Here is a 23,778-nt window from a genome sequence, read left to right on the forward strand (position 1 = left end):
GTGTGTCCTTTCAGAGTGGTCGGTCGGGGCGGGTCAGGCGGTTCCGGCGAGGTTGAGTCCGACGAAACCAGCGATGACGACGGCGATACCCGCGAGCTTCTTCCAGGTCAGGTGCTGGGAGAGGAAGAGGGCGCCGACGACGACGATCCCGACACCTGCGAGCGAGGTCCACAGGGCGTAGCTGACGCCCACATCGAAGGTCAGCAGCGCGAGGCTGAGGAAAAAGGTGGCGATCGCGCCGCTGACCAGCGTGATGATCGTCCACCACAGTTTGGTAAACCGGCTCTTCACAGTTCGGGGTGTAGGTGTGGTCTGAATCCGCCGGCTTCGAGGAGTGCGCGGGCTATGTAGTTGGTGAGGTTGCGGAAGCCGAGGGCCAGGCCACGCAGGTGCTCGAGGCGACCGTTCACGGCTTCGGTAGGTCCGTTGCTCGTGCGCGGCCGGTCGAAGTAGGCCAGGACGTCGCAGGCGCGTCTGGTCAGGGTGCGGCCGAGCTTGCGCAGTTCTACCAACGCCTCAGGCACACTGTCGGCGAGGGCGTCGATCACGGAGCTCATCTCGACGCGGCCGGCTGCCCGGTCGGGGTGACGGTAGGCGGAGATCATGCGCTGGTAGATCCCCCAGGTGCACTCGACTTGCACGTGCCGGTCCCCAGCGAAGAGCTTGTCAAGGCGCTCGTGCTGGCGGTCGGTGAGCAGGTCAGCCCCGGTGTGCAGGGTCCGCCGCGCGGTGTAGAGCGGGTCGCCCTTGCGTCCGCGGTGTCCGTGCAGTTCCTGCTGGACTCGGCGGCGGCACTCATCGAGAGCGTCCCCGGCCAACCGGATGACGTGGAAGGGATCCATAACCGTGACGGCGTCCGGCAGCTCCTCGGTGGTGGCGGTCTTGAAGCCCGCGAACCCATCCATGGCCACGACCTCGATCCCATCGCGCCAAGCCTGGTCCCGCTCGGCCAGCCAGTCCTTGAACGCCTTCTTCGACCGACCTTCGACCACGTCCAGCAGGCGTGAGGGCCCGGTGCCGTCCCGGACCGGGGTGAGGTCGATGATCACGGTGACGTACTTGTCACCGCGCCGGGTGTGCCGCCACGCGCGCTCATCGACCCCGACGACCTTGACACCGTCCAGGCGGGTCGGGTCCTCGATGAGCAGACGCCGGCCCTCAGCCAGGACCGCGTCGTTGGCGGTGTTCCACGCCACGCCCAGTCCTTCGGCAACTCGGGCCATCGACAGGTGGCCGACGACGATCCCGACCAGACCCCACCGCAGGCCGGCGCGGGAGATCTTGGCCCGCGGCGGCGCCGCAGCGGTGGTGTCCTGACGCCACACGTGCGAGCACTCCTTGCAGCGGTAGCGGCGCACGGTGAGCACCAGCGTGGTAGGGCGCCACCCGAACGGCTCGTGCGCCAACTCCCTGCTCACCGTGTCACGGGGCACGCCCTGGCAGCCGCACCGCCTGCACCAGTCGTCCGGCTCCACGACCCGGCACGCCAGCACGGACCGGTCAGGCTCGAGCAGCTGGCCGGTGACCTCCAGACCGAGGCCGTCGAGGCGGGTGAAGGTAGTCAGGTCAGGGCGCGTGAAGGTAGCGTCAGGCACGTCGAGGTCTTCCGGACGGGTTGTGTGAGAACTCCCATCATCGGAAGACCTCGACCCTCACCCCGACACCGACGCGCCGCCCCAGGTCGCACCACAGCTACACCCTCATCTGTGAAGAGCCAGCAATCTTCCCGGGCTGAAGCCCGTCGCTACCACCGCGATCCCGACCTCTCGGGTGAGCCGACGCATTTCGTTCATGGGCCGCGTGCGCGAGCTGAGCATCCTGCTCGCCCTGCTCATCGTCATCGTCGCCGCGACCGCGAAGAACCCGAACTTCACGTTCTCGGCCGACGGCTGGCGCGACCTGTTCCTCACCCCGTCGATCCTCGTGCTCGTTGCGGTCGGCCAGGGCATTGTGCTCATCACCCGCAACGTTGACCTCTCGGTCGGCTCGGTCATGGGCCTGTCTGCCTACCTCACTGGCCGCCTGTTCATCGACCTGCCGGGCATCCCGATGCTGCTCGTCATCGTGCTCGTCATCATCTTCGGCGGCGTGCTCGGCCTGATCAGCGGCGCGCTCGTCGCCTTCGCGCGGGTGCCGGCCATGGTGATCACGCTTGGCATGCTCTACGCCTACCGCGGCATCAACGTGCTCTGGGCCGGAAGCGACCGCATCAACGCGAGCGACCTGCCCCGCGACTTCCTTTCGCTCGGCACGGGCCAGGTGCTCTCAATTCCGGTTCTCGCGATCATCGCCTTCATCGTGCTGTTCATTGCGGCCTGGCTCATCAAGAACACCCGCGGCGGCCGCGAGTACTACGCGATCGGCTCCGACCCCGCCGCTGCCGAGCTCTACGGCCTCAAGACCACGCGCCGCGTGCTGACGGCGTTCGTGCTCTCGGGTGCGCTCGCGGGCCTCGCCGGCGTGTTCTACGCGGCGCGCTACGGCACCGTGAACTCGCAGGCCGGTTCTGGCTGGGAGCTCGACGCGGTCGGCGCGGCCGTCATCGGCGGCGTCGCGATCACCGGTGGCGTCGGCACCCTCTGGGGCGCCGCAATCGGCGGCATGCTGCTCGCCACCATCAACCGCGCCCTTCCGGTGCTCGGTATCCCCGACTTCTGGCAGCGCTTCGTCGTCGGCCTGCTCATCCTCGGCGCCATCGTGCTCGACCGCGCGGTCGCGCTGCGTCAGAAACGACGACTCATCGAATCTCGCGGCCGGGAGGATGCCCCACCCCCGCCCGGAGTGCCCGAACCAGAGACGGCCAGGAGCACCGCATGACCACCATCGACACCACTCGCGAACCGACGCCCGCCGAGGCGGCCGTCGGTGCCCCCACCCGCGTGATTGCGCCGTTCGGGCGCCCCGCGTGGAAGCGCCTCCTGATCAGCCGTGAGATGGCGATCGTGCTGCTGCTCGTCGTCGTCGCGCTCGTCGCCATGACCGCCGTGCGCGGCTTCGCCCAGCCGATCACGCTGACCTACCTGCTCATGGACATCGCGCCGATTCTGCTCATCGCGCTGCCGATGACGCTCGTGATGATCACGGGCGAGATCGACCTGTCGGTCGGTTCGATGGTCGGCCTCTCGTCGGTTGTCACGGGCGTGCTTGTGCAGGCCGGGGTCGGCTTTGGCGTGGCGGCAACCATCGCCCTGCTCGTTGGTGTGCTCGGCGGTGCGGTGAACGGCTTTCTCGTCACCGTCGTCGGACTGCCTTCGCTCGCTGTCACGATCGGCACCATGGCGCTGTTCCGCGGCCTCGCGGTCGGCCCGCTCGGCACCGCCGCCGTGACGAGCTTCCCCGAGGAGTGGACGGCGCTCGCCCAGGCAAAGATCTCGGGCACGCCGCTGCCCTACATCATGCTGCCCTTCGTGATTCTGCTCGCGATCTTCGTCGTCATGCTGCACTTCTCGACCTTCGGCCGCGGCGTCTACGCGATCGGCCTGTCGTCCGACGCGGCGCGCTTCTCGGGCGTGCGGGTTGAGCGCACGAAGTTCCTGCTGTTTGTGTTTGCGGGTGTCGTCTCGGCCTTCGCCGGCATCTTCTTCACCCTCCGCTACGGCTCGGCCCGCGGTGACAACGCGACCGGCCTCGAGTTGCAGGTGATCGCGGCGGTCGTGCTCGGCGGCGTCTCGGTCTTCGGCGGTCGCGGCAAGATCTACGGCGTCATCGCCGCCGCGCTGCTCATCGGAACTCTGTCGAGCGCGCTGCGCCTCGCCAACGTGACGAGCGACGTCATCAACATCATCACCGGCGTGCTGCTCGTGCTCTCGGTGGTGCTCGCGAGCGTCATCGACTGGGTGCAGCTTCGCCGCGCCCGCCTCGCCGCGGCGAAGGCGGCCCGAGTCGGCACCCAGACCATCCCCACCACCTCGACCTCATCGCCGAACTAGCCACCCACCCAACGAAAGGCAACACAATGAAGTTTGCTGGAAAGCGTCGTATCGGCGCACTGATCGCGGCCGCCGCGGCCGTCTCAATTGCCCTCGCGGGCTGCGCCGACACCGGCAGCGGCTCGACCGGCTCGACGGATGCTGCAGCCGAAGGCTCAGACGACCTGTCGGTCACCTTCGTGCCGAAGAACCTCGGTAACCCCTACTTCGACGCCTCGTCGACCGGTGGCAAGGCCGCCGTTGAGGAGTTCGGTGGCACCTTCAACGAGGTCGGCCCCGCCGAGGCCCCCCCCACGGCCAGGTGAGCTACATCAACACGCTCACCCAGCAGCAGGTGGGCTCGATCGTGATCTCGGCGAACGACCCGAGTGCGATCTGCTCGGCACTCGAAGAGGCGAAGAGCGCGGGCGTGAAGGTCGTGACCTTCGACTCCGACACCGACCCCGAGTGCCGCGACGTGTTCGTGAACCAGGCTGACGCGGACGGCATCGCGAAGACGCAGATCGACCTCATCGCCGACCAGATCGGTGGCAAGGGCCAGATCGCGATTCTGTCGGCCTCGGCCAACGCGACGAACCAGAACGCCTGGATCGAGCTCATGAAGGAATACCTCAAGTCGGACTATCCCGACATCGAGCTCGTTGAGGTCGTCTACGGTGACGACGACGACCAGACCTCGTTCGACAAGACCTCGTCGCTGCTCCAGACCTACCTCGACCTCAAGGGCATCGTCTCGCCGACCACCGTGGGCATCGCCGCGGCCGCGCGTTACGTCGACACCTCGGAGTACAAGGGCAAGGTTGCGATCACCGGTCTCGGCACGCCAAACCAGATGCGCGAGTACGTCGAGAGCGGCACGGTTGAGTCGTTCGCCCTCTGGAACCCCGAAGACCTCGGCTACCTTGCGGCGTACACCGCGCAGGCCCTGATCGACGGCACCATCACGGGTGCCGAGGGTGACACCTTCGAGGCCGGCAAGCTCGGCGAGTACACGGTCGGCGCCGACGGCACCGTCCTGCTCGGCGACCCGTTCGTCTTCAACAAGGACAACATCGGCGACTTCGACTTCTAGTCGCCACCGGACGCCCGCTCGGCCGCAGCCGACACGCTCGGCCGAGCGGGCGCATCCGCCCCACCACCTGAATCGAATCAATGCCGCGTAGCGGCGAGAGCGAGACCAGCCCGGATGCCCGAGCTCCAGCCACAGCGCGTGTGCTTCACCCTGCGCATCCGCCCCGACAAACTCGACGAGTACCTGCGGCGCCACACTCCCGTGCGCGCCGAGATGCTCGAAGAGATCGCCCGGGCCGGTCGCCGCAACTACTCACTCTTTCTCGCGGGTGACGGCCTGCTCGTCGGCTACTACGAGACCGATGACGACGAGGCCGCCCGCGACTACCTCGCCGCGAGCGACGTCGCGACCGCCTGGGAGGCGGAGATGGCCGAGTTCTTCGACGATGTCGACGGCCGCGCCGACCAGACTCCACCACTCATCGAAATCTTTCACCTCGGGGACCAACTGCAGGCCACCCGCACGCAAACAGGAAGCTGACCATGACCCGCACCCTTACGCAGCAGCAGCTCGACACCCTCGGGCAGCTCGTCATCGAACTGCCCTCGTGGGCGTTCGGCAACTCGGGCACGCGCTTCAAGGTGTTTGGCACACCCGGCACCCCGCGCGACCCGTTCGAGAAGATCGCCGACGCCGCGCAGGTGAGCAAGTACACCGGTCTCGGTCAGGTTGTGGCGATCCACTACCCGTGGGACGAGGTTGACGACTACGGCACCCTCGTCGAGCACGCGCAGCGGCACGGCGTCGAGCTCGGCACCGTTAACTCGAACACGTTCCAGGACGACGACTTCAAGTTCGGCAGCCTCACGCATGAGGACCCGAAGCTGCGCCAGAAGGCGATCGACCACCACTTCGAGTGCATCGACATCATGAACGTCACGGGCTCGCGCGACCTCAAGATCTGGCTCGCCGACGGCTCGAACTACCCCGGCCAGGCCGACATGCGCGGCCGCCAGGACCGCCTGCAGGACTCGCTGCAGCAGATCTACGCCCGCCTGGGCGACGCGCAGCGCCTCGTGCTCGAGTACAAGTTCTTCGAGCCGGCGTTCTATCACACCGATGTGCCCGACTGGGGCACGAGCTACGCCCAGGTCTCAGCGCTCGGCGACAAGGCCGTGGTCTGCCTCGACACCGGCCACCACGCGCCCGGCACGAACATCGAGTTCATCGTGATGCAGCTGCTGCGCCTCGGCAAGCTCGGCTCGTTCGACTTCAACTCACGCTTCTACGCCGACGACGACCTCATCGTCGGCGCGGCCGACCCGTACCAGCTGTTCCGCATCCTTGCCGAGGTGATCCGCGGCGGCGGCTGGAACAACCCGAACCTCGCCTTCATGCTCGACCAGTGCCACAACGTCGAAGACAAGATCCCCGGGCAGATCCGCTCGGTACTCAACGTGCAGGAGATGGCGGCCCGCGCGCTGTTGCTCGACCGGGATGCGCTCGGCGAGGCCCAGCGCTCGGGCGACGTGCTCGAGGCGAACGAAATCTTCATGGACGCCTACCAAATCGATGTCCGCGAGCAGCTCGCCGCCTGGCGCGAGTCGCGCGGCTTCGCCGCCAATCCGATGCGCGCCTACGCCGCGTCGGGCTACCAGCAGCTGATCGCCCAGGAACGCGTCGGGGGCCAGCAGGCCTCCTGGGGCGCGTAGAAAGCAGACGACACTCGCATGACCACCACGAATCCGGCCGTCGCCGATCTTCTCTCCCGCAGCAACCGGCTCGGCGCCGATGCGCGCAACACGAACTACGCCGGCGGCAACACCTCAGCCAAGGGCAGCGACACCGACCCGGTGACGGGGGATGCGGTTGAGCTGCTCTGGGTGAAGGGCTCGGGCGGCGACCTCGGCACCCTCACCGAGTCCGGCCTCGCCGTGCTTCGCCTCGACCGGGTGCGGGCCCTGCGCGACGTCTACCCCGGCGTCGAGCGCGAGGACGAGATGGTCGCCGCGTTCGACTTCTGCCTGCACGGCAAGGGCGGCGCCGCGCCGTCGATCGACACCGCGATGCACGCGCACGTCGACGCCGCGCACGTCGACCACCTCCACCCCGACTCCGGCATCGCCATCGCGACCGCCGCTGACGGGGAGGCGCTCACCGCGAAGATCTTCGGCGAGCGCGTCGTCTGGGTGCCCTGGCGCCGCCCCGGCTTCCAGCTCGGCCTCGACATCGCTGCCATCAAGGAGGCGAACCCCGAGGCGATCGGCTGCATCCTCGGCGGCCACGGCATCACCGCGTGGGGCGACACCTCGGCCGAGGCCGAGGAGCACTCGCTCTGGATCATCCGCACCGCCGAGGAGTACATCGCCGCGAACGGCGCGGCCGAGCCCTTCGGCGCCGTCGTGCCCGGCTTCGAGCCGCTGCCCGAGGCCGAGCGCCATGCGCGGGCCGCCGCGCTCGCGGGCGTGGTTCGCGGCATCGCCTCGGCCGACAAACCCATGGTCGGCCACTACACCGACTCCGAGGAGGTCCTCGACTTCCTCCAGCGCGAGAAGCTCGCGCCCCTCGCCGAGCTCGGCACGAGCTGCCCGGACCACTTCCTGCGCACCAAGGTGAAGCCGCTCGTGCTCGACCTGCCGGCCACCGCATCCGTCGAGGAACAGACCGCGCGCCTGCGCGAGCTGCACGAGGCCTACCGCACCGACTACGCCGCGTACTACGAGCGCTACGCCGACGAGGCGTCGCCCGCGATGCGCGGGGCCGACCCGCTCATCGTGCTCGTGCCGGGCGTCGGCATGTTCTCGTACGGCGCCGACAAGCAGACGGCGCGCGTCGCGGGCGAGTTCTACGTCAACGCCATCAATGTGATGCGCGGCGCCGAGGCGCTGTCGATGTACCAGCCGATCGACGAGTCCGAGAAGTTCCGCATCGAGTACTGGGCGCTCGAGGAGGCGAAGCTGCAGCGCCGGCCGAAGCCGCGCTCGCACCAGGGCCGCATCGCCATCGTCACCGGCGCCGCCTCGGGCATTGGCAAGGCCGTCGCGACCCGACTCGCCCGCGAGGGCGCCTGTGTCGTCATCGCCGACCTCGACCTCGAGAAGGCGCAGGCCACGGCCGCCGAGCTCGGCTCAAGCGACGTCGCGATCGGCGTGGCCGCCGACGTCTCGAGTGAGGCCGCCGTGCAGGCCGCGGTCGACGAAGCGGTGCTTGCGTTCGGCGGCCTCGACCTCGTCGTGAACAACGCTGGCCTTTCACTTTCGAAGCCGCTGCTCGAGACCACCGAACGCGACTGGGACCTCCAGCACAACGTCATGGCGAAGGGCTCGTTCCTCGTTGCGAAGGCGGCGGCGCGGGTGCTGATCGATCAGCAGCTCGGCGGCGACATCGTCTACATCGCCTCGAAGAACTCGGTGTTCGCGGGCCCGAACAACATCGCCTACTCGGCGACGAAGGCCGACCAGGCGCACCAGGTGCGACTGCTCGCGGTCGAGTTGGGCGAGCACGGTGTGCGCGTCAATGGCATCAATCCCGACGGTGTCGTGCGAGGCTCGGGCATCTTCGCCGGTGGCTGGGGCGCGCAGCGCGCCGCGACCTACGGCGTGAAGGAGGAAGACCTCGGCCAGTTCTACGCGAACCGCACGATCCTCAAGCGCGAGGTCGTGCCCGAGAACATCGCCGACGCCGTCTGCGTGCTCACGGGCCCGGAGCTCTCGCGCACCACTGGCGTGCACCTGCCCGTCGACTCCGGCGTCGCCGCCGCGTTCCTGCGATAGGCGCGGCGATGAGCGCACACGTCGCTGCGGTTGACCTCGGCGCCACAAGCGGCCGGGTCATCGTCGGCGAAGTCGGGCCGGGCGAGCTCCGGATGCACACGGTCGCCCGGTTCCCGAACACCCCCGTCGAGCTGCCCGATGGGCTGCACTGGAACATCGTCGAGCTCTACCGCAGCATCCTCGACGGCCTGCGCGACGCGGGCCGCGAGACGCAGCGGCGCTCGGGCGCCCAGCTGCAGTCGATCGGCATCGACTCGTGGGCCGTTGACTACGCGCTGCTACGCCGCGGCAGCATGCTCGGCGTGCCCTTCCACTACCGGGATGCGCGGGGCGCGCGGGCGGCCGAGCTCACGCACAAGCGCATCCCCTTCGCCGAGCTGTACGCCCGCAACGGCCTGCAGTACCTGCCCTTCAACACGGTGTACCAGTACGTCGCGGAGGTGCTCGACGAGACGCGGATCGCGCAGGCCGACCGGGCACTGCTCATCCCCGACCTGCTCGGATACTGGCTCACGGGCGCCGAGGTGGCCGAGCGCACGAACGCCTCGACGACCGGGCTGCTCTCGCTCGCGGGGGAGTGGGACTTCGACCTCGCGCAGCAGCTCGGGATTCCCACCGAGATTCTGCCGCCGCTCGTCGACCCCGGCACCGAAATCGGCACACTGCGCGAGAGCGTCGGCGAGGCCACCGGTCTCGACACGCGCGTGCCGGTGCTCGCGGTCGGTTCACACGACACCGCCTCGGCGGTCGTCGGTATTCCAATGACCGACCCCGACGTCGCGTTCATCAGCTGCGGTACCTGGGGTCTCGTCGGCGTCGAGCTCGAGGCGCCTGTCGTCACCGAGGCATCCCGCGCTGCGAATTTCACGAACGAGCGCGGCGTCGACGGCCGCACCCGCTTCCTCCACAACGTCATGGGGCTCTGGGTGCTCTCCGAGACGATCCGCGGCTGGGAGCGCGCCGACGGCGAGTCGATCGACCTCGGCGAGCTGCTCGCCGCGGCGGCCGACGTCACGGCACCGCAGCCCGTGTTCGACGTGAACGACCCCGTGTTCGCGCCCCCGGGCGAGATGCACGCGCGCATCACCGAGTGGCTCGCGGGCCGCGGCCTCGCGGTGCCGAGCGGGCGCGCAGAGCTGGTGCGGAGCATCCTCGAGTCGCTCGCCGCGGCGTTCGCGGATGCCGTACACCGCGCTGCCGAACTGTCGGGCAAGCGGGTGGGCGCGATCCACCTCGTTGGGGGTGGCTCGCTCAACACCCTGCTCTGCCAACTCACGGCCGACCGTGCTGTACTTACGGTTGTCGCCGGGCCGGTCGAGGCGACCGCGCTCGGCAACCTCGTTGTGCAGGCGCGGGCCCTTGGCGCCGTGCGTGGCGACCTGGAAGCCCTGCGAGCGCTGATTGCGCAGACCGTTGACCTGCGCCGCTTCACTCCGCGGGTGTCGAGCAACGGGAACTACTGAACAAGAGGACGAAGATATGGTGCAGCGTCAGGTTCCAAAGCCGTCGGAGATTTTCGAGTATCTGCATTTGCAGAAGCCTGATTTCAACCTCAAGCGCCGTCGACTGTCGCAAGCGTTGACGATCGCCGACCTGCGCAAGATCGCGAAGCGCCGCACGCCCGCCGCCGCGTTCGACTACACCGATGGTGCGGCCGACGACGAGATCTCGATGCGTCGCGCACGCCAGGCGTTCCGTGACGTCGAGTTCCACCCCGACATCCTCCGCCCGGCACCCGAGGTTGACCCCTCGGTCGATATTCTCGGCGGGCGCAGCGCTCTGCCGTTCGGCATTGCGCCCACCGGCTTCACGCGCCTCATGCAGACCGAGGGCGAGACCGCCGGCGCCGGCGCTGCCGCGGCCGCGGGCATCCCCTTCTCGCTCTCGACGCTCGGCACGACGTCGATCGAGGACGTCAAGGCGGCGAACCCGACCGGTCGCAACTGGTTCCAGCTCTACGTCATGCGCCAACGCGAGATCTCGTACGGCCTCGTCGAGCGCGCCGCGAAGGCCGGCTTCGACACACTCATGTTCACGGTTGACACCCCGATCGCGGGCAACCGCATGCGCGACTCGCGCAACGGCTTCTCGATTCCGCCGCAGCTGTCGGTGAAGACGATCGTTGACGCGATTCCGCGCCCGTGGTGGTGGTGGGACTTCCTCACCACGCCGAAGCTCGAGTTCGCCTCGCTCTCGACGACCGGCGGCACCGTCGGCGAGCTGCTCAACTATGCGATGGACCCGACGATCTCGGACGACGACCTCACGATCATCCGCGAGATGTGGCCGGGCAAGCTCGTCGTGAAGGGCGTGCAGAACGTGCCCGACGCGGTGCGGCTCATCGATAAGGGTGTCGACGGCATCATCCTGTCGAACCACGGCGGCCGTCAGCTCGACCGCGCGCCAATTCCGTTCCGCCTGCTGCCCGAGGTCGTTCGAGAGGTCGGTGCCGACGCCACCGTCATGATCGACACGGGAATCATGCACGGCGCCGACATTGTCGCCTCGATGGCGCTCGGCGCGAAGTTCACGCTCGTCGGCCGTGCATACCTCTACGGCCTCATGGCTGGTGGCCGCGAGGGTGTTGACCGGATGATCGAGATCCTCGGCTCGCAGGTGAAGCGCACCATGGCGCTGCTTGGCGTCGCGAGCGTCGAGGAACTCGAGCCGCGCCATGTGACGCAGCTCGAGCGCCTCACCCCGGTGCGTTCGGCCGGGGCCGATTCGTTCGTTCGCTAGTCGAGCGGCGCGCTCTCGCGCAGCAGTTTGATGAAGGCGCCGAACCAGGGGCCGTTGTCGTTCCATGCGCGCGAGGTGACGAGGTTGCCGTCGACAACCGCCTCGCCGCCCTGGTAGGTCGCGCCGCCCGACTCGATGTCGGGCGCGACCTCGGGGAAGCCCGACGAGGTGCGGCCTGAGAGCACACCCGACTTCGCGAGGATCAGCGGGCCGTGGCAGGTCGAGGCGACCGGCGCATCCGCCCCGAAGAAGTGCTGCACGATGCGCTGCACGTCGGCGTTGTTGCGCAGGTACTCGGGCGCGCGGCCACCGGGGATCACGAGCGCAACGTAGTCGTCGGGGTTGACGTCAGCGACCGCGATGTCGGCGTCCCAGCCGTGCCCCGGCTTTTCGGTGAAGCTGAAATATCCGGGCTCGAAGTCGTGCACCACGAACTGCAGGCGCTTCTTCTCGAGCGACGCGATGACGGGTTCGTAGCCCTCCTCGCGCAGTCGCTCGTAGGGGTAGAACACTTCGAGGGTCTCGGAAAAATCGCCGGCGATGATCAGGACTTTCGACATGGTTGCTCCTTTGCGCGGGCCGGTGATTCCGGCCACGACAGCAGTGTGCGGCGGCAAGCTTCAGGATGCGTGAAAGCGCCGCCGCACGCTGGCGCTAGGCCGTCTTGTACCAGCTCGAGGCGAGGGTGTAACGGATGTTCTCGACGTCGACCGCGTCGTAGGGCAGGTACTCGATGACGCGGTTCTTCAGCGCGAGCTCGCGGCGTGCGATGCGCCAGCCGGCCTCGGTGCGCACGAGGTCGTCGACGTAAATGCCACCGGCGCGGATGTGCTTGAACGACTCGGAATCGTCGGTCGTCTGCAGCGTCACCCAGAGCACCTCGGTGACGGTGTGCGCGGTGTCGCCGTCGATCTCGAAGCGGGTGTTGCCGTTGACGTGCTGCCCCGAGAGGCGGGTTGAGTCGTTCTGCCCGCTCAGCGCATCTTGCAGCGTCTGCGGCGTGTAGTGGGTGTCGCGATCGATGAGCACGATGTCGGCGTCGGGCATGAAGGCGTCGGCGAGGATGCCCCACTCGCGCTGGTCGAGCGCGTGCGAGTAGGCGTTGATCGCGTCGAGAATCTCGGCGCGGTCGAGGAGGTCCTGGGCCGTGAGCGTCATGAGAGTCCTGTCTGCCTAGCCCCACTTGGTGGTGGAGCCGGCGTCGATCGTGAGGTTCGCGCCCGTGATGTAGCGAGCTTCGTCGGAGGCGAGGAAGAGCACGGCGTTCGCGACGTCGACGGGGTCGATCCACGGCACGTCGAGCAGCTTGCCACGCTTGAACGGCTCGATGACGTCTTCGGGCGTCGGGTCGACGAGGTCGGGCCGGTAGCGGCGCAGGTTGCCCTCGTTGAGCACGAGGTCGGTGCCGACGGCGGTCGGATGCGTCGTGTTGACGCGGCCGCCGAACGCGCCGAGCTCGTGTGCCCAGACCTTCGCGAGGCCGACGAGCGCGGTTTTTGCCGCGGTGTAGGCGCTCGTGCTCGGGCCGCCGCGAATGCCCGCGGTCGACGACGCGAGAATCACGCTCGAGCCGTCCGGGTTCTGCTTCAGGGCGGGGAAGACCGCCTTGGCGGTGCGCCAGACACCCGAGAGGTCGATGTCGATGACGGTGTTCCAGGTGGCCTCGTCGAGCTCCTCGGCCGGGGCCTCGGGCAACAGCACGCCCGCGTTCGCGAACAGCACATCGATGCGGCCGAAGCGCTCGAGCGTGGCCGCAACCGCCGCATCCAGGCTCGCCTGGTCGCGCACGTCGACCTGCAGCGGCAGCAGCGAGTCGCTCGCGTCGGGCGGCGTGAGGTCGGCGGCCGCGACGACCGCGCCCTCCTCGATGAAGCGGTGCGCGGTGGCGAGGCCGATGCCCGCGCCCGCGCCGGTGATGAAGGCGACCTTGCCCGCGAGGCGGCCGGGTCGTGCGGTTTCGCTTGAGCTCATGCCTCAAGTTCACGCCGACACGGCGACTCGCTCAACTTGCGAGTCGCCGTGTGACGCGGGCGCTACGCGGGTGTGCCGGCTGTGGCGGGTGCGCCGGCGCCGTTGTGCAGCGCGGTCTCGCGCAGCACCTCGGCCCAGGGCGTGGGCTCGACGCCGAGTTCGGTGCGCGTCGCCGAGTCGTCGTAGAGCCACGGGCCAGTGAACTGGTACGAGACGCCCTTCACCTCGCGCATGAGCGGCACGCCCCAGCCGATCACAGTGAGCTGCCACATCGGCATGCCCGAGATCTTCACCATGGGCTTGCCGACCGAGGCGAGCAGCTCGGTGAGCAGCTCGCGCTGCGTTCGCGGCTCGTTGCTCGCCGCGAACCAGATGCGGCCGAGCGCCTCCGGCTTCGCGGCGGCGGCGATCACGGTGGCGGCGACGTCCGGCACGTAAGTCCAGGTGTGCGGCAGGTCGATCTCGCCGATCGCCTGCACCGACTTGCCCTTCGCGGCGGCCTCGATGAGGCGCGTGCCCATGCCGTTCTGGCCGATGCCCTCGCCGAGGTAGTCGGATGCGCGCACGATGACCGCGCGCAGGCGGCCGGCCTCGTGCGCCTCGAGCACCTCGCGGTCGAGCCGGCCGCGCAGCTCACCCTTGTGGTCGGGGGTGCCCTCGGGGCCGTTCGGCCGCAGCGGCTGCACGGCGGGGTCGTACATGTAGAGGTTCGAGACCATCGCGAGCACCGCGCCCGTGCGCTCGGCGGCGGCGATCATCGCGCGGTAAATCGGCGGCCACTCGGCTTCCCACTTGGTGTAACTGCCGGGGTTCATGCAGTTGTAGATGACGGCCGCGCCGTCGGCGGCCTTCGTGAGCGCCGCGGCGTCGCCGGCGTTAAGCGCGATGCGGCGCACGCCGGCGATGGCCGGGCCCGTGCCCGAGCGGCTTGCGAGCACGACCTCGTGGTCGGGCAGGGCGGCGAGTTGGGATGCGGTGGCGCGGCCGACGGGGCCGGCGCCGAGAACGAGGTGCAGCGACATGGGGTCCTCCGAACGGGGTTGGTGGGGTCGGACTGCGAAAACGAGAGCACTGCTCGCGAAACACAGCATGGCACCGCGTCAATCGGAAAACAAGAGCACTGCTCACAAAAGTGTACAGTGCTCTCGAAATGGGGCACACTGGGGGCATGTCGACCACGCCAACCCCGCGCCAGCGCGCCCGCGAAGAGATGGAGCAGCGCATCCTCGCGACCGCCCGCGCGCAGATGGCCGAGGTCGGGCCGGCGCAGCTGTCGCTGCGCGCCGTCGCCCGCGAGCTCGGCGTCGCCTCCTCTGCCGTGTACCGCTACGTCGAGAGCCGCGACGAGCTGCTCACCCGGCTCATCCTCGTCGTCTTTGGCGAGCTCGCCGACGCGGCCGAGGCGAGCTGCGCCGACACGAGCGCCGACCTTGCGGCGCAGTGGTCGCACTGGGCGCACGCCATGCGCGACTGGGCCCGCGCGCATCCTTACGACTGGGCTCTCGTCTACGGCACGCCGATTCCCGGCTATGCCGCCCCGCGCGACACCGTCGAGCCCGCCACACGCGTGCTCGGCCCCGCGCTGCGCATCATGGGGCACGTGCCCGGCGAGGTGAGCGACCCCGCCGCGAAGGCGTCGCTCGCGCCGATGAGCGAATTCGCGCACGCGTTCGGCGTGACGATCGAGGTCGGCTCGGCCTCGAGCCTCGCGGCGATTGCCGCCTGGTCGACGATTCAGGGCTTCATCAACCTCGAGCTCGGCGGTCACTTCGTCGGCGGCCTCCTCGACGCCGACCCGGTGTTCGAACAGGTCGTCGCTCGCACCGCCGAGCAGCTCGGGCTCAGCTGAGCTGCGCGAGCCATTCCTTGACGCGCGCGTCCGACTCCTCGTCGCTGAGGTCCTCGACGCGGGTCATGACCGACCAGCGGATGCCGAACGGGTCGCGGATGCTCGCGTAGCGGTCGCCCGACGCGAAGTCGGCGATGGGCTCGCGCACCGTGGCGCCGGCCGCGACCGCCCGCTGGACCAGCGCATCCACATCGGGGCAGTAGAGGGCGAGCGAGAACGAGACCTCGTCGCTGTCGGCGCTCGGCGCGAGCAGATGCAGTTCGGGCGAGGCGGTGCCGAGCTGCAGCCGGCCGCTCGAGAACTCGAGCTCGGCGTGGATGATCGCGCCGCCAGCCTCGGATGAGTTGATGAGCTTCGCGCCGAAGACGCGCTGGTAGAAGTCGAGGGCGTCGCCCGGGCGCGCGAGCGCGAGGAAGGGCGTGATGCTCGAGTAGCCGTTCGGCCGGCCGTCGGTGGTGTGGGCGCCTGATGCGGGCTGCGGTGTCGTCATGCGGCCGACACTACGAGCGGCGGCGCAAGGGAGGCTTGTACATTCGTGCCATGCGCGACGACGAGCCTGCGGTGAACCGCGGCACGCTCTTTCCCGAACTGCTGCCGGGCGATTTCCGGCGGGTGCCCGCGAGCGGCACCGCAGCCGAGCTTGTGAACTGGTGGTGGCTTTCGCGCTGGTCGCTCGCACCCGGCGAGGTGTCGTCGCAGCGCATCCTCGCGTATCCGACCACGAACCTCGTCGTCGAGGATGCGCTCGTCGGCTTTGCGGGGCCGACCACCGAGGTCTCGCAGCAAGATCTCGTCGGCGATGGCTGGGCGGTCGGCGCGCGGTTGCGGCCGGCCGCGGTGCCGGCGTTCACGGTCGAGCCCGCGGCCCTGCGCGACCGATATCTCGAGCTCGACGAGCCCGAGCTGCACGCGGCCGCGACCCGGCGGGTGGCGGATGCGGGGGTCGCGGCCGGCGTCGAGGTGGTCGCCCCGTGGCTGGTCGCGCGCGTCGGCGCGGTGACCGACGAGGGCCGCGTCGCGAACGCGGTGGCCGACTACTTCGAGTCGGCGCCGAGCGTCGGCGGCCTCGCCGAGGCGGCGAGCGAGCTATCGATCTCGGTGCGCACGCTGCACCGCATCACGACGAAGTACATCGGCCTCACGCCGCACGCGCTGCTGCGGCGGCGCCGGCTGCAGGACGCGGCGCTGTTGCTGCGCACCGATGCCGACGCCACCATCGCCGAGGCGGCGGCCCAGCTCGGCTTCGCCGACCAGGCGCACCTCACCCGCGAGTTCCGCCGGGCGCTCGGCTATTCGCCGAGCGAGTACCGGCGGATGCTCGCGTCGCGCGACTAGTGCGTGTGGCCCGCGTCGCCCGCGAGCTTGAACGCGAGACGGCCGTGCGCGTAACCGCCACCGGCGCGGATCGCGGTCGCGACCCAGGCGGCCTCGGCGAGTTCGGCCTCGCTCGCGCCGGCCTTGACGGCGTTCTGCGAGTGCGCGTCGATGCAGTAGACACACTGCGTCGTGATGCCCACGGCGAGCGCGATGAGCTCGCGGTACTTCAGCGGGATCTCGCGGCCTTCCTTGGCGAAGACGGCGGCGTCGAACTCACCAAACTTCTTCAAGATGTCGGGCGTGTGCTCCTTGTACACCTTGGTGTAGTCACGGTCGTTGCGGTCAAAATACTCGGTCATGTTGTACCTCCTATCGGCAACGTAACGAGCGCGACTGGGCGGAACTTCCCCGTGCGTAGCCCGGCGTCACAAAGTTGACGGCGCGCCGCTCGACGAGTCGGGCATGCGCAACCACCCGGTGACGCCGATGACCGACGCGAGCCTCGTACGGCTCATGGAGGCGCAGTCGGAGGGCAAGGCTGCGGTCATTCCAGTCACGGTGATCGAGCGCGGCGCCGAGGCGATTCGCGAGGCCCTGGCACAGCTGCGCGAGCAGGGCATCCGCTATGCCGTGACCGACACGCTCACCGCCGAGCACCTCACCGCGATCGGCGAGGCGACGACCGACCTGCCACTCGTGACCGGCGGCTCGGGCATCGGCGGCGGCCTCGCCCGCGCGCTGAGCGGCCGGGATGCCGCGAGCGCGAGCGAGAGTGCGGCGAGCGACTGGACACCCATCGAGGGCCGCGCGGTCGTGTTCTCGGGCTCGGCGAGCGAGATGACGAACAAGCAGGTCGCCGCCTACCGCGAGGTCGCACCGTCGCTCGCGGTCGACGTTGACCGCCTGCTCACCGAGGCCGCTGCCGAGCAGACGGCCTACCGCGACGAGGTGCTCGCCTGGGTGCTCGAGCAGCCGGCCGCCCCCGCGCCCCTCGTCTACGCAACCGCTGACCCCGAAGCCGTGCGCGGGCTGCAGCAGCGCTACGGAGCCGAAACGACCTCGGCCACCATCGAGGGCCTGTTCGCCTGGCTCGCCGCCGAGCTGCGCGGCGCCGAGGTGACGCGCTTCATCGTCGCAGGCGGCGAAACCTCGGGCATCGTCACCACCTCGCTCGGCGTCGAGGGCTTCCACATCGGCCCCCAGATCGCGCCGGGCGTGCCGTGGGTGCGCTCGCTCGACGGCACCCTCGAGCTCGCGCTGAAGAGCGGCAACTTCGGTGACGTCGACTTCTTCTCGCGAGCCCAGGGCCTCACCGACCAGACGACAAGGGAGTCACGCTAATGCCGAAGTTCGCCGCCAACCTCTCGATGATGTTCACCGAACTCGACTTCCTCGATCGCTTTGCGGCCGCGGCCGACGCGGGGTTCACGGCCGTGGAGTTCCTCTTCCCGTACGAGTGGCCGGCCGAGGAGCTCCGCGCCCGCCTCGACGAGCACGGGCTCACCATGGCGCTGTTCAACGTCTACCCCGGCGACTGGGCCGCGGGGGAGAAGGGCCTCGCGGCCCTGCCAGGGCGCGAGGACGAGTTCCGCGCATCCATTTTCCAGGCCCTTGAGTACGCTGAGGCGCTCGACTGCCCGAAACTGCACCTGATGTCGGGGTTCGCGGGCGACATTCACGACGCCGAGCTGCGTGCCCACTACGTCGAGAACGTGCGCTGGGCCGCCGAACAGGCGGCGGATGCGGGGCGACTGCTCGTGCTCGAGCCGCTCAACGAGTACGACAACCCCGGCTACTACCTGCCGACGGTTGCGCACGCGGTCGACCTCATCGAAGAGATTGACCGCGACAACGTGCGGCTGCAGTTCGACTTCTATCACGCACAGCTCACCGACGGTGACATCACCCACCTCGTCGAGCGGGTCGCGGGCCTGATCGGGCACGTGCAGCTCGCCTCGGTGCCCGCGCGCAACGAGCCCGATCGCGGCGAACTGTTCTACCCGTTCGTGCTCGAGGCGCTCGACCGCACGGGCTACGACGGCTGGGTCGGCTGCGAGTACCGCCCGGCGGCGGGCACGACCGAGGGGCTCGGCTGGCTCGACGCCTACGAGAACTGGCAGGGCGAGCGATGATTCCCGTCGAACGGCAGCGCACGATCATGCGGCTGCTCACCGAGCGCGGCAGCCTCACGATCGCCGAACTCGTCGAGGCGCTCGACGTCTCGCACATGACGGTGCGCCGCGACATCGCCGCGCTTGAGTCGGCCGGGCGCGTGAGCTCGGTGGCGCGCGGTGTCACGCTGCCGTCGCGCCTGTCGCTCGACCTCGCGCACGCCGACAAGGCCGCCCTGCGGCCGGATGAGAAGGCCGAGATCGGCGCGCTCGCCGCGACCCTCGTGGGGCCGGGCGACGTCATCTTCCTCGACGCGGGCACGACGACCCTCGAGATCGCGAAGGCGCTCGTCGCGAAGGAGGGCCTCGTCGTGGTCACGAACGACCTCGTCATCGCGCAGTGGCTCGCCGAGCGCTCGACGAACGAGCTGCACCTCACCGCGGGCATCATCGACCGGGCCAATCTCTCGGCCGAGGGCCGGGCGACCGCCGACGCGATCCGCGAGTTCAACTTCGACGTCGCATTCATCTCGACGCCGGCGTTCGACCTGCGCGGCAGCTCGGTGCACACCGAGGCGAAGAACATCGTGAAGAACACGGCGGCCGACAACGCCCGTCGCGTCTTCCTCGTCACCGACAGCACGAAGTACGGCCGCGTCATGCCGCTCAAGTCGATCGCGCTCGAGCGCTTTGACGGGCTCGTGACCGACGCCGAACTGCCCGAGTCGGCCCACGACGCGCTCGTCGAGGCCGGCCTCGAAGTGCTCCAAACCCCATCCACCGTTCGCTAGCGCATCCCGCGCGCCGGCGTAACCCTTATCAACCCGCTGAAAGGCCAGCACTCCATGAAAATCATCGTTACCGGTGGCGCCGGATTCCTCGGCAGCCGCGTGATCCGCGAACTGCTTCGCCGAGCCGACGAGGGCTCGCTGCAGGTCGACTTCGATCGCATCGTGTCGCTCGACCTCGCGGCGTCGAAGATCGAAGACCCCCGGGTCGAATCGGTGGTCGGCGACATCGGCGACGTCGAGCTGCTGCGCGAGACGGTCGGCACCGACACCGCCGGCGTGTTCCACCTCGCCGCGATCCTCTCGGGCGGCTCGGAGGTCGACTTCGACCTCGCGATGCCCGTCAACGTCGAGGCGACGCGCGCCCTGCTCGAGGCCGCGCGCGCCGGCGGCACCAGCCCCCGCTTCGTCTTCACCTCGTCGCTCGCCGTGTTCGGCGGCGAGATGCCCGCCGTCGTGCCCGAGACGCTCGCGAGCATGCCCGAGTCGACCTACGGCTCGTTCAAGGCAGTCGGCGAGTTGCTCGTGAACGAGTACTCGCGCAAGGGCTACGTCGACGGCCGTGTATTCCGCCTGCCCACGATCTCGGTGCGCCCCGGCAAACCGAACTCCGCCGCATCCTCGTTCGCGAGCGGCATCCTGCGCGAGCCGCTCAACGGCGAGGCCTCGGCGCTGCCGGTGCCGCAGGACACCCGCATGTGGCTCTCGTCGCCCGACTCGGCCGTAACGAACCTCGTGCACGGCTTCGACCTCGCCGGCGAGCAGCTCGGCTCGTGGCGCACCGTGAACGTGCCCGGCATCAGCGTCACGGTTGCCGAGATGCTGGATGCGCTGCGCACCGTCGGGGGCGAGGAGGCTCGCGCGCTCGTCACCGAGGAGCACGACGCCGCGGTCATGGACATCGTGTGCTCGTGGCCCGGTGACTTCGACGTCGCCCGCCCGCTCGCGCTCGGCTTCATCAAGGACGAGCAGTTCACCGATGTCGTGCGGCAGTACCGCGACGAGTTCGTCACCGGCAACTAGGCAGCAACGGAGCTACCCCAAATGAACATTGCACTCATTGACGGCTCTTCGCAGTTGAGGGTGTAGTCGGGATGGGCGTGCTGGTTCGCGGATAGGGGTCGAGGTCTTCCAGGATGGAAGTTCCTACACTGCCCATCTGAAAGACCTCGACGTGTTCAACGCTACCTTCGCCGCGCCCTGTCTCACGACGTTCTGCCGACTCGACGAGCTCGGTCTTGAGGCCGTCGGGCAACGTCTCGAACCGGATCGGGCGGTGATCGAGTGTCGCGTCATCGAGTCGGACCCGTGGTGTCGCAAGTGCGGCGCCGAAGGCGTCGTGCGAGACACGGTCGCCCGCCGACTTGCGCACGAGCCGTTCGGGCACCGGCCCACGACCCTGCTGGTCCGGGTCCGCCGCTATCGGTGTGATCACTGCCGGCGCACGTGGCGGGAGGACACCACGAAGGCCGCCGCCACGCGGGCGAAGATCTCCCGTGGCGGGCTCGGGTGGGCGCTGGAGGCGATCGTGGTCGACCACCTCACCGTCTCCCGGGCGGCCGCAGGCCTTGGGGTGTCCTGGCATACCGCGAACACTGCGATCCTCACCGAGGGCAAGCGTCGTCTCATCGACGACCCGACGAGGTTCGACGGGGCCACCACGGTCGGCGTCGATGAGCATGTCTGGCGGCATACCCGCTTCGGCGACAAGTACGTCACGGTGATCATCGACCTCACCCCGAACCGGAACAAGACAGGCCCGGCCAGGCTGCTGGACATGGTCGAGGGCCGCTCCAAGGCGGTGTTCAAGCAGTGGCTCGCCGCCCGTCCGAAGCACTGGCGGGATCGGATCGAGGTCGTCGCGATGGACGGGTTCAGCGGATTCAAGACCGCCGCGGCCGAAGAACTCCCCGACGCCGTCCCCGTCATGGACCCGTTCCATGTGGTCCGTCTCGCCGGAGACGCGCTCGATGTCTGCCGGCGTCGCGTCCAGCAGGACGTGTTCGGCCGGCGCGGGATGAAGGGCGACCCGCTCTACCAGGCCCGACGCACCCTGCATACCGGCGACAAGCTGCTCACTGACCGACAAAGGACCCGACTGGAGGTGCTGTTCGCCGCCGACGAGCACGTCGAGGTCGAAGCGACCTGGGGCATCTACCAGCGCATGATCGCCGCGTATCGCGAACCCGACAAGGACCTCGGCAAACAGATGATGCAGGCCGTGATCGAATCGGTCAGCACGGGCGTTCCCGCCGCGCTGGTCGAAATCCGTCGGCTCGGCCGCACCTTGAAGCAGCGCGCCGCTGACATTCTCGCGTTCTTCGACCGGCCCGGAACCAGCAACGGACCCACCGAGGCCATCAACGGCAGGCTCGAGCACCTCCGCGGCTCCGCCCTAGGATTCCGGAACCTGCCGCACTACATCACGCGATCGCTACTCGAGGCCGGAGGGTTCAGACCCCGACTACACCCTGGATTGTGATGAGCCCCGTAAGGCTGTTCGGCGCAAGGGTCTTGATGAAGTCGGGTGCGGGGTCCATAATCGGTTTCATCGATCGGTTTGATCGGTCAGCGAGAGGAGCACTAATGTCGGACAACTATGAGACGACCAGCCCGAGCGGCTCGGGCGTGCGATCCCCGGATTCCTCCGACAAGGTGGACGCTGCCAAGCAGGAAGCCTCTGAACTGAAAGACACGGCCGCGTCGCAGGCGAAGGATGTTCTGGGTACGGCCAAGGATGAAGCGGCTTCTGTCGTAGGGGAGGCGAAGACTCAGGCGAAGGATCTGTACGCGCAGACCCAGCGGGAGCTGTCGGAGCAGGCCAACACGCAGCAGCAGCGCCTCGCGGGAGGTCTTCGCTCGGTCAGTGATGAGCTCGGTTCCATGGCCACGAACTCCGAGGGCAGCGGCGTCGCCAGCGATCTGGTCCAGCAGGTCTCGGGTCGTCTGTCCGCAGCCGCGACGTGGCTCGGTGACCGCGATCCCGGTTCCGTGCTCACCGAAGTCAAGCGTTATGCCCGTCGTAAGCCGGGCACGTTCATCCTCGCCGCAGCGATCGGCGGAATCGTCGTCGGCCGCCTGACGCGTGCCCTTGCCCCGAACGCGTCGGACGAGAAGAACGCCTCACCGGCACCGGTGTCGCCGCCTCAGCAGGTGCACCCGGACCCTTCGGTACCTGTCCCTGTTGTGAACGACCTCGGCGCGGGCGGCACCTCCGTCTACTCACAGACGGCTTCTAGCCGTCCGGACCTTCTCGGGGAGGACGGCTATGACCGACCCGACACCGTCTGAAGCGAAAGCCGCATCCACCTCGATCGGAGATCTCCTCGGGGAAGTGTCCCGTGACATTTCGACGCTGATGCGCCAGGAGGTCGTCCTCGCCAAAGCAGAGTTGAAGGAGTCGGCCACGAAGTCCGCCAAGGGTGCGGGCCTGATGGGTGCCGCCGGCTACGGCGCACTGATGGCGGTGTTCTTCCTGTCCGTCGCGCTGTGGTGGGCTCTGGGAACGTTGATGGGCGGCGGCTGGTCCGGCGTTGTCGTCGCGGTCCTGTGGGCACTCATTGCCCTGATCCTGTTCCTGGTTGGGCGCAGCCAGATCAAGCAAGTGAAGGGTATCCCGCAGACCGTGGACACCCTGAAAGAGATCCCCGAAACGCTGAAGAGAAATGAGGAGAACCGATGAGCGATTCACCCGACGAGATCCGCGCCGAGATCGAGCGGACCCGCCAAGACCTCGACATGGACGTGGACGCCCTGGCCGATAAGGTCTCCCCGTCGAAGATCGTGGACCGACAGGTCGACAAGGTCCGCGGTGCGTTCACCTCCGTCCGGGAGCGTGTGATGGGCGCAGCGGATGACGCCGGCTCGTCGCTGACGGATGCGGGCTCTCACGCGGGAGATCTGAAAGACCGCGCCGTCGCGAAGGCGGAAGGGAACCCGCTCGCCGTCGGTTTGATCGCCTTCGGCGCCGGCTTGGTCATCGCCTCGCTGATCCCCGCATCATCGAAGGAGAAAGACCTCGCTGCAACCGTCAAGGAGCAGGCGCAGCCGCTGGTTGACGAGGTCACCGATGCTGCGAAAGAAGTCGGCGATCATCTGAAGGAGCCTCTGCAGGCGTCGGTCGAATCCGTGAAGTCGTCGGCGCAGGACTCCGTCGCCACAGTCAAGGACGAAGCCCAGGGCGCGGCCAGCGACGTGAGAGACCAGGCTCAGCACGCTCGCGATAACATCTCCGACAGCTGAACCCGCGCGAATCGGGCGGGCCCGTCATACGACAGGCCCGCCCCTTC

The 23,778-nt window shown here is 68.6% G+C and carries 25 protein-coding genes and 1 pseudogene; 18 read left to right on the forward strand and 8 right to left on the reverse strand.

Annotated features, from left to right (window positions below):
* Positions 1 to 33 precede the first annotated feature (33 nt).
* Complete coding sequence (locus EJL01_RS05660) at positions 34 to 291, reverse strand: DMT family transporter (protein WP_211198376.1); 258 nt, start codon at positions 289 to 291, stop codon at positions 34 to 36.
* Entirely contained in the window at positions 288 to 1,595 is a 1,308-nt protein-coding gene (locus EJL01_RS05665) for an ISL3 family transposase (protein WP_125106625.1), read from the reverse strand. Before EJL01_RS05665 ends, EJL01_RS05660 begins: the two co-directional genes overlap by 4 nt.
* Positions 1,596 to 1,791: 196 nt before the next feature.
* Between EJL01_RS05665 and EJL01_RS05670 the strand changes: the two genes are divergently transcribed.
* The 8 genes and pseudogenes from EJL01_RS05670 to EJL01_RS05705 all read left to right on the forward strand — a co-directional run bounded on the left by EJL01_RS05670 (position 1,792) and on the right by EJL01_RS05705 (position 11,453).
* Positions 1,792 to 2,817, forward strand: a complete 1,026-nt coding sequence (locus tag EJL01_RS05670; protein WP_125107423.1) for an ABC transporter permease — start codon at positions 1,792 to 1,794, stop codon at positions 2,815 to 2,817.
* Positions 2,814 to 3,929, forward strand: coding sequence for an ABC transporter permease (locus EJL01_RS05675; protein WP_125106626.1), 1,116 nt, complete (start codon positions 2,814 to 2,816; stop codon positions 3,927 to 3,929). Before EJL01_RS05670 ends, EJL01_RS05675 begins: the two co-directional genes overlap by 4 nt.
* Positions 3,930 to 3,955: 26 nt before the next feature.
* Positions 3,956 to 5,001 (forward strand): annotated as a pseudogene (gene rhaS, locus EJL01_RS05680) (rhamnose ABC transporter substrate-binding protein).
* A 114-nt stretch (positions 5,002 to 5,115) separates the two neighbouring features.
* The gene (locus EJL01_RS05685) at positions 5,116 to 5,481 is read left to right on the forward strand and encodes an L-rhamnose mutarotase (protein ID WP_125106627.1); all 366 of its coding nucleotides are present in this window, start codon (positions 5,116 to 5,118) and stop codon (positions 5,479 to 5,481) included.
* A 2-nt stretch (positions 5,482 to 5,483) separates the two neighbouring features.
* Entirely contained in the window at positions 5,484 to 6,653 is a 1,170-nt protein-coding gene (gene rhaI, locus EJL01_RS05690) for an L-rhamnose isomerase (protein WP_125106628.1), read from the forward strand.
* An 18-nt stretch (positions 6,654 to 6,671) separates the two neighbouring features.
* Complete coding sequence (locus tag EJL01_RS05695; RefSeq protein WP_125106629.1) at positions 6,672 to 8,714, forward strand: bifunctional aldolase/short-chain dehydrogenase; 2,043 nt, start codon at positions 6,672 to 6,674, stop codon at positions 8,712 to 8,714.
* Positions 8,715 to 8,722: 8 nt separating this feature from the next.
* Positions 8,723 to 10,177 carry a rhamnulokinase gene (locus EJL01_RS05700; protein WP_125106630.1) on the forward strand — a complete coding sequence of 485 codons (1,455 nt, stop codon included), beginning with the start codon at positions 8,723 to 8,725 and terminating at the stop codon, positions 10,175 to 10,177.
* Positions 10,178 to 10,193: 16 nt separating this feature from the next.
* Positions 10,194 to 11,453 carry an alpha-hydroxy acid oxidase gene (locus EJL01_RS05705; protein WP_125106631.1) on the forward strand — a complete coding sequence of 420 codons (1,260 nt, stop codon included), beginning with the start codon at positions 10,194 to 10,196 and terminating at the stop codon, positions 11,451 to 11,453.
* On the opposite strand, the gene EJL01_RS05710 is transcribed toward EJL01_RS05705, so the two are convergent.
* From EJL01_RS05710 to EJL01_RS05725, 4 genes are all read right to left on the reverse strand, one after another.
* On the reverse strand, positions 11,450 to 12,013 hold the full coding sequence (locus EJL01_RS05710; RefSeq protein WP_125106632.1) for a DJ-1/PfpI family protein: 564 nt from the start codon (positions 12,011 to 12,013) through the stop codon (positions 11,450 to 11,452). The two genes, EJL01_RS05705 and EJL01_RS05710, sit on opposite strands and share 4 nt — an antisense overlap.
* A gap of 94 nt (positions 12,014 to 12,107) precedes the next feature.
* Positions 12,108 to 12,611, reverse strand: coding sequence for a nuclear transport factor 2 family protein (locus EJL01_RS05715; protein WP_125106633.1), 504 nt, complete (start codon positions 12,609 to 12,611; stop codon positions 12,108 to 12,110).
* A gap of 15 nt (positions 12,612 to 12,626) precedes the next feature.
* Positions 12,627 to 13,424: an SDR family oxidoreductase gene (locus EJL01_RS05720; RefSeq protein ID WP_125106634.1), complete on the reverse strand. Its 798-nt coding sequence runs from the start codon at positions 13,422 to 13,424 to the stop codon at positions 12,627 to 12,629.
* Positions 13,425 to 13,486: 62 nt separating this feature from the next.
* Positions 13,487 to 14,446, reverse strand: a complete 960-nt coding sequence (locus tag EJL01_RS05725; RefSeq protein WP_125106635.1) for an NAD-dependent epimerase/dehydratase family protein — start codon at positions 14,444 to 14,446, stop codon at positions 13,487 to 13,489.
* 146 nt (positions 14,447 to 14,592) lie between these two features.
* On the opposite strand from EJL01_RS05725, the gene EJL01_RS05730 reads away from it, so the two are divergent.
* Entirely contained in the window at positions 14,593 to 15,273 is a 681-nt protein-coding gene (locus tag EJL01_RS05730) for a TetR/AcrR family transcriptional regulator (RefSeq protein WP_125106636.1), read from the forward strand.
* Here the strand turns inward: EJL01_RS05730 and EJL01_RS05735 are convergent.
* Complete coding sequence (locus EJL01_RS05735) at positions 15,266 to 15,763, reverse strand: VOC family protein (RefSeq protein WP_125106637.1); 498 nt, start codon at positions 15,761 to 15,763, stop codon at positions 15,266 to 15,268. The two genes, EJL01_RS05730 and EJL01_RS05735, sit on opposite strands and share 8 nt — an antisense overlap.
* 50 nt (positions 15,764 to 15,813) lie before the next feature.
* On the opposite strand from EJL01_RS05735, the gene EJL01_RS05740 reads away from it, so the two are divergent.
* Positions 15,814 to 16,608, forward strand: coding sequence for a helix-turn-helix transcriptional regulator (locus EJL01_RS05740; protein WP_125106638.1), 795 nt, complete (start codon positions 15,814 to 15,816; stop codon positions 16,606 to 16,608).
* Here EJL01_RS05740 and EJL01_RS05745 read toward each other — a convergent pair.
* Positions 16,605 to 16,949 (reverse strand): carboxymuconolactone decarboxylase family protein, encoded by a 345-nt coding sequence (locus tag EJL01_RS05745; protein ID WP_125106639.1) that lies wholly within the window; start codon positions 16,947 to 16,949, stop codon positions 16,605 to 16,607. The genes EJL01_RS05740 and EJL01_RS05745 overlap by 4 nt on opposite strands.
* Positions 16,950 to 16,983: 34 nt before the next feature.
* On the opposite strand from EJL01_RS05745, the gene EJL01_RS05750 reads away from it, so the two are divergent.
* The 8 genes from EJL01_RS05750 to EJL01_RS05785 all read left to right on the forward strand — a co-directional run bounded on the left by EJL01_RS05750 (position 16,984) and on the right by EJL01_RS05785 (position 23,731).
* A complete protein-coding gene (locus tag EJL01_RS05750) occupies positions 16,984 to 17,931 on the forward strand; it encodes a four-carbon acid sugar kinase family protein (RefSeq protein WP_284690528.1) in 948 nt (315 codons plus the stop codon).
* Positions 17,931 to 18,722, forward strand: coding sequence for a 2-oxo-tetronate isomerase (otnI, locus tag EJL01_RS05755; protein ID WP_125106640.1), 792 nt, complete (start codon positions 17,931 to 17,933; stop codon positions 18,720 to 18,722). The genes EJL01_RS05750 and otnI overlap by 1 nt, the downstream gene beginning before the upstream one ends.
* Entirely contained in the window at positions 18,719 to 19,492 is a 774-nt protein-coding gene (locus tag EJL01_RS05760; protein WP_125106641.1) for a DeoR/GlpR family DNA-binding transcription regulator, read from the forward strand. Before otnI ends, EJL01_RS05760 begins: the two co-directional genes overlap by 4 nt.
* Before the next feature lie 54 nt (positions 19,493 to 19,546).
* On the forward strand, positions 19,547 to 20,512 hold the full coding sequence (gene denD, locus EJL01_RS05765) for a D-erythronate dehydrogenase (RefSeq protein WP_125106642.1): 966 nt from the start codon (positions 19,547 to 19,549) through the stop codon (positions 20,510 to 20,512).
* 151 nt (positions 20,513 to 20,663) lie between these two features.
* Positions 20,664 to 21,971 carry an ISL3 family transposase gene (locus EJL01_RS05770; protein ID WP_125106643.1) on the forward strand — a complete coding sequence of 436 codons (1,308 nt, stop codon included), beginning with the start codon at positions 20,664 to 20,666 and terminating at the stop codon, positions 21,969 to 21,971.
* Positions 21,972 to 22,075: 104 nt separating this feature from the next.
* Positions 22,076 to 22,780: an ATP synthase subunit B family protein gene (locus EJL01_RS05775; RefSeq protein ID WP_125106644.1), complete on the forward strand. Its 705-nt coding sequence runs from the start codon at positions 22,076 to 22,078 to the stop codon at positions 22,778 to 22,780.
* Complete coding sequence (locus EJL01_RS05780) at positions 22,758 to 23,171, forward strand: phage holin family protein (protein ID WP_125106645.1); 414 nt, start codon at positions 22,758 to 22,760, stop codon at positions 23,169 to 23,171. Before EJL01_RS05775 ends, EJL01_RS05780 begins: the two co-directional genes overlap by 23 nt.
* Positions 23,168 to 23,731, forward strand: coding sequence for a DUF3618 domain-containing protein (locus EJL01_RS05785; protein ID WP_125106646.1), 564 nt, complete (start codon positions 23,168 to 23,170; stop codon positions 23,729 to 23,731). The genes EJL01_RS05780 and EJL01_RS05785 overlap by 4 nt, the downstream gene beginning before the upstream one ends.
* Positions 23,732 to 23,778 lie beyond the last annotated feature (47 nt).

Origin of the sequence: Gulosibacter massiliensis, assembly GCF_900626105.1 — a bacterium.
In the GTDB taxonomy this organism is placed as follows: Bacteria; Actinomycetota; Actinomycetes; order Actinomycetales; family Microbacteriaceae; genus Gulosibacter; species Gulosibacter sediminis.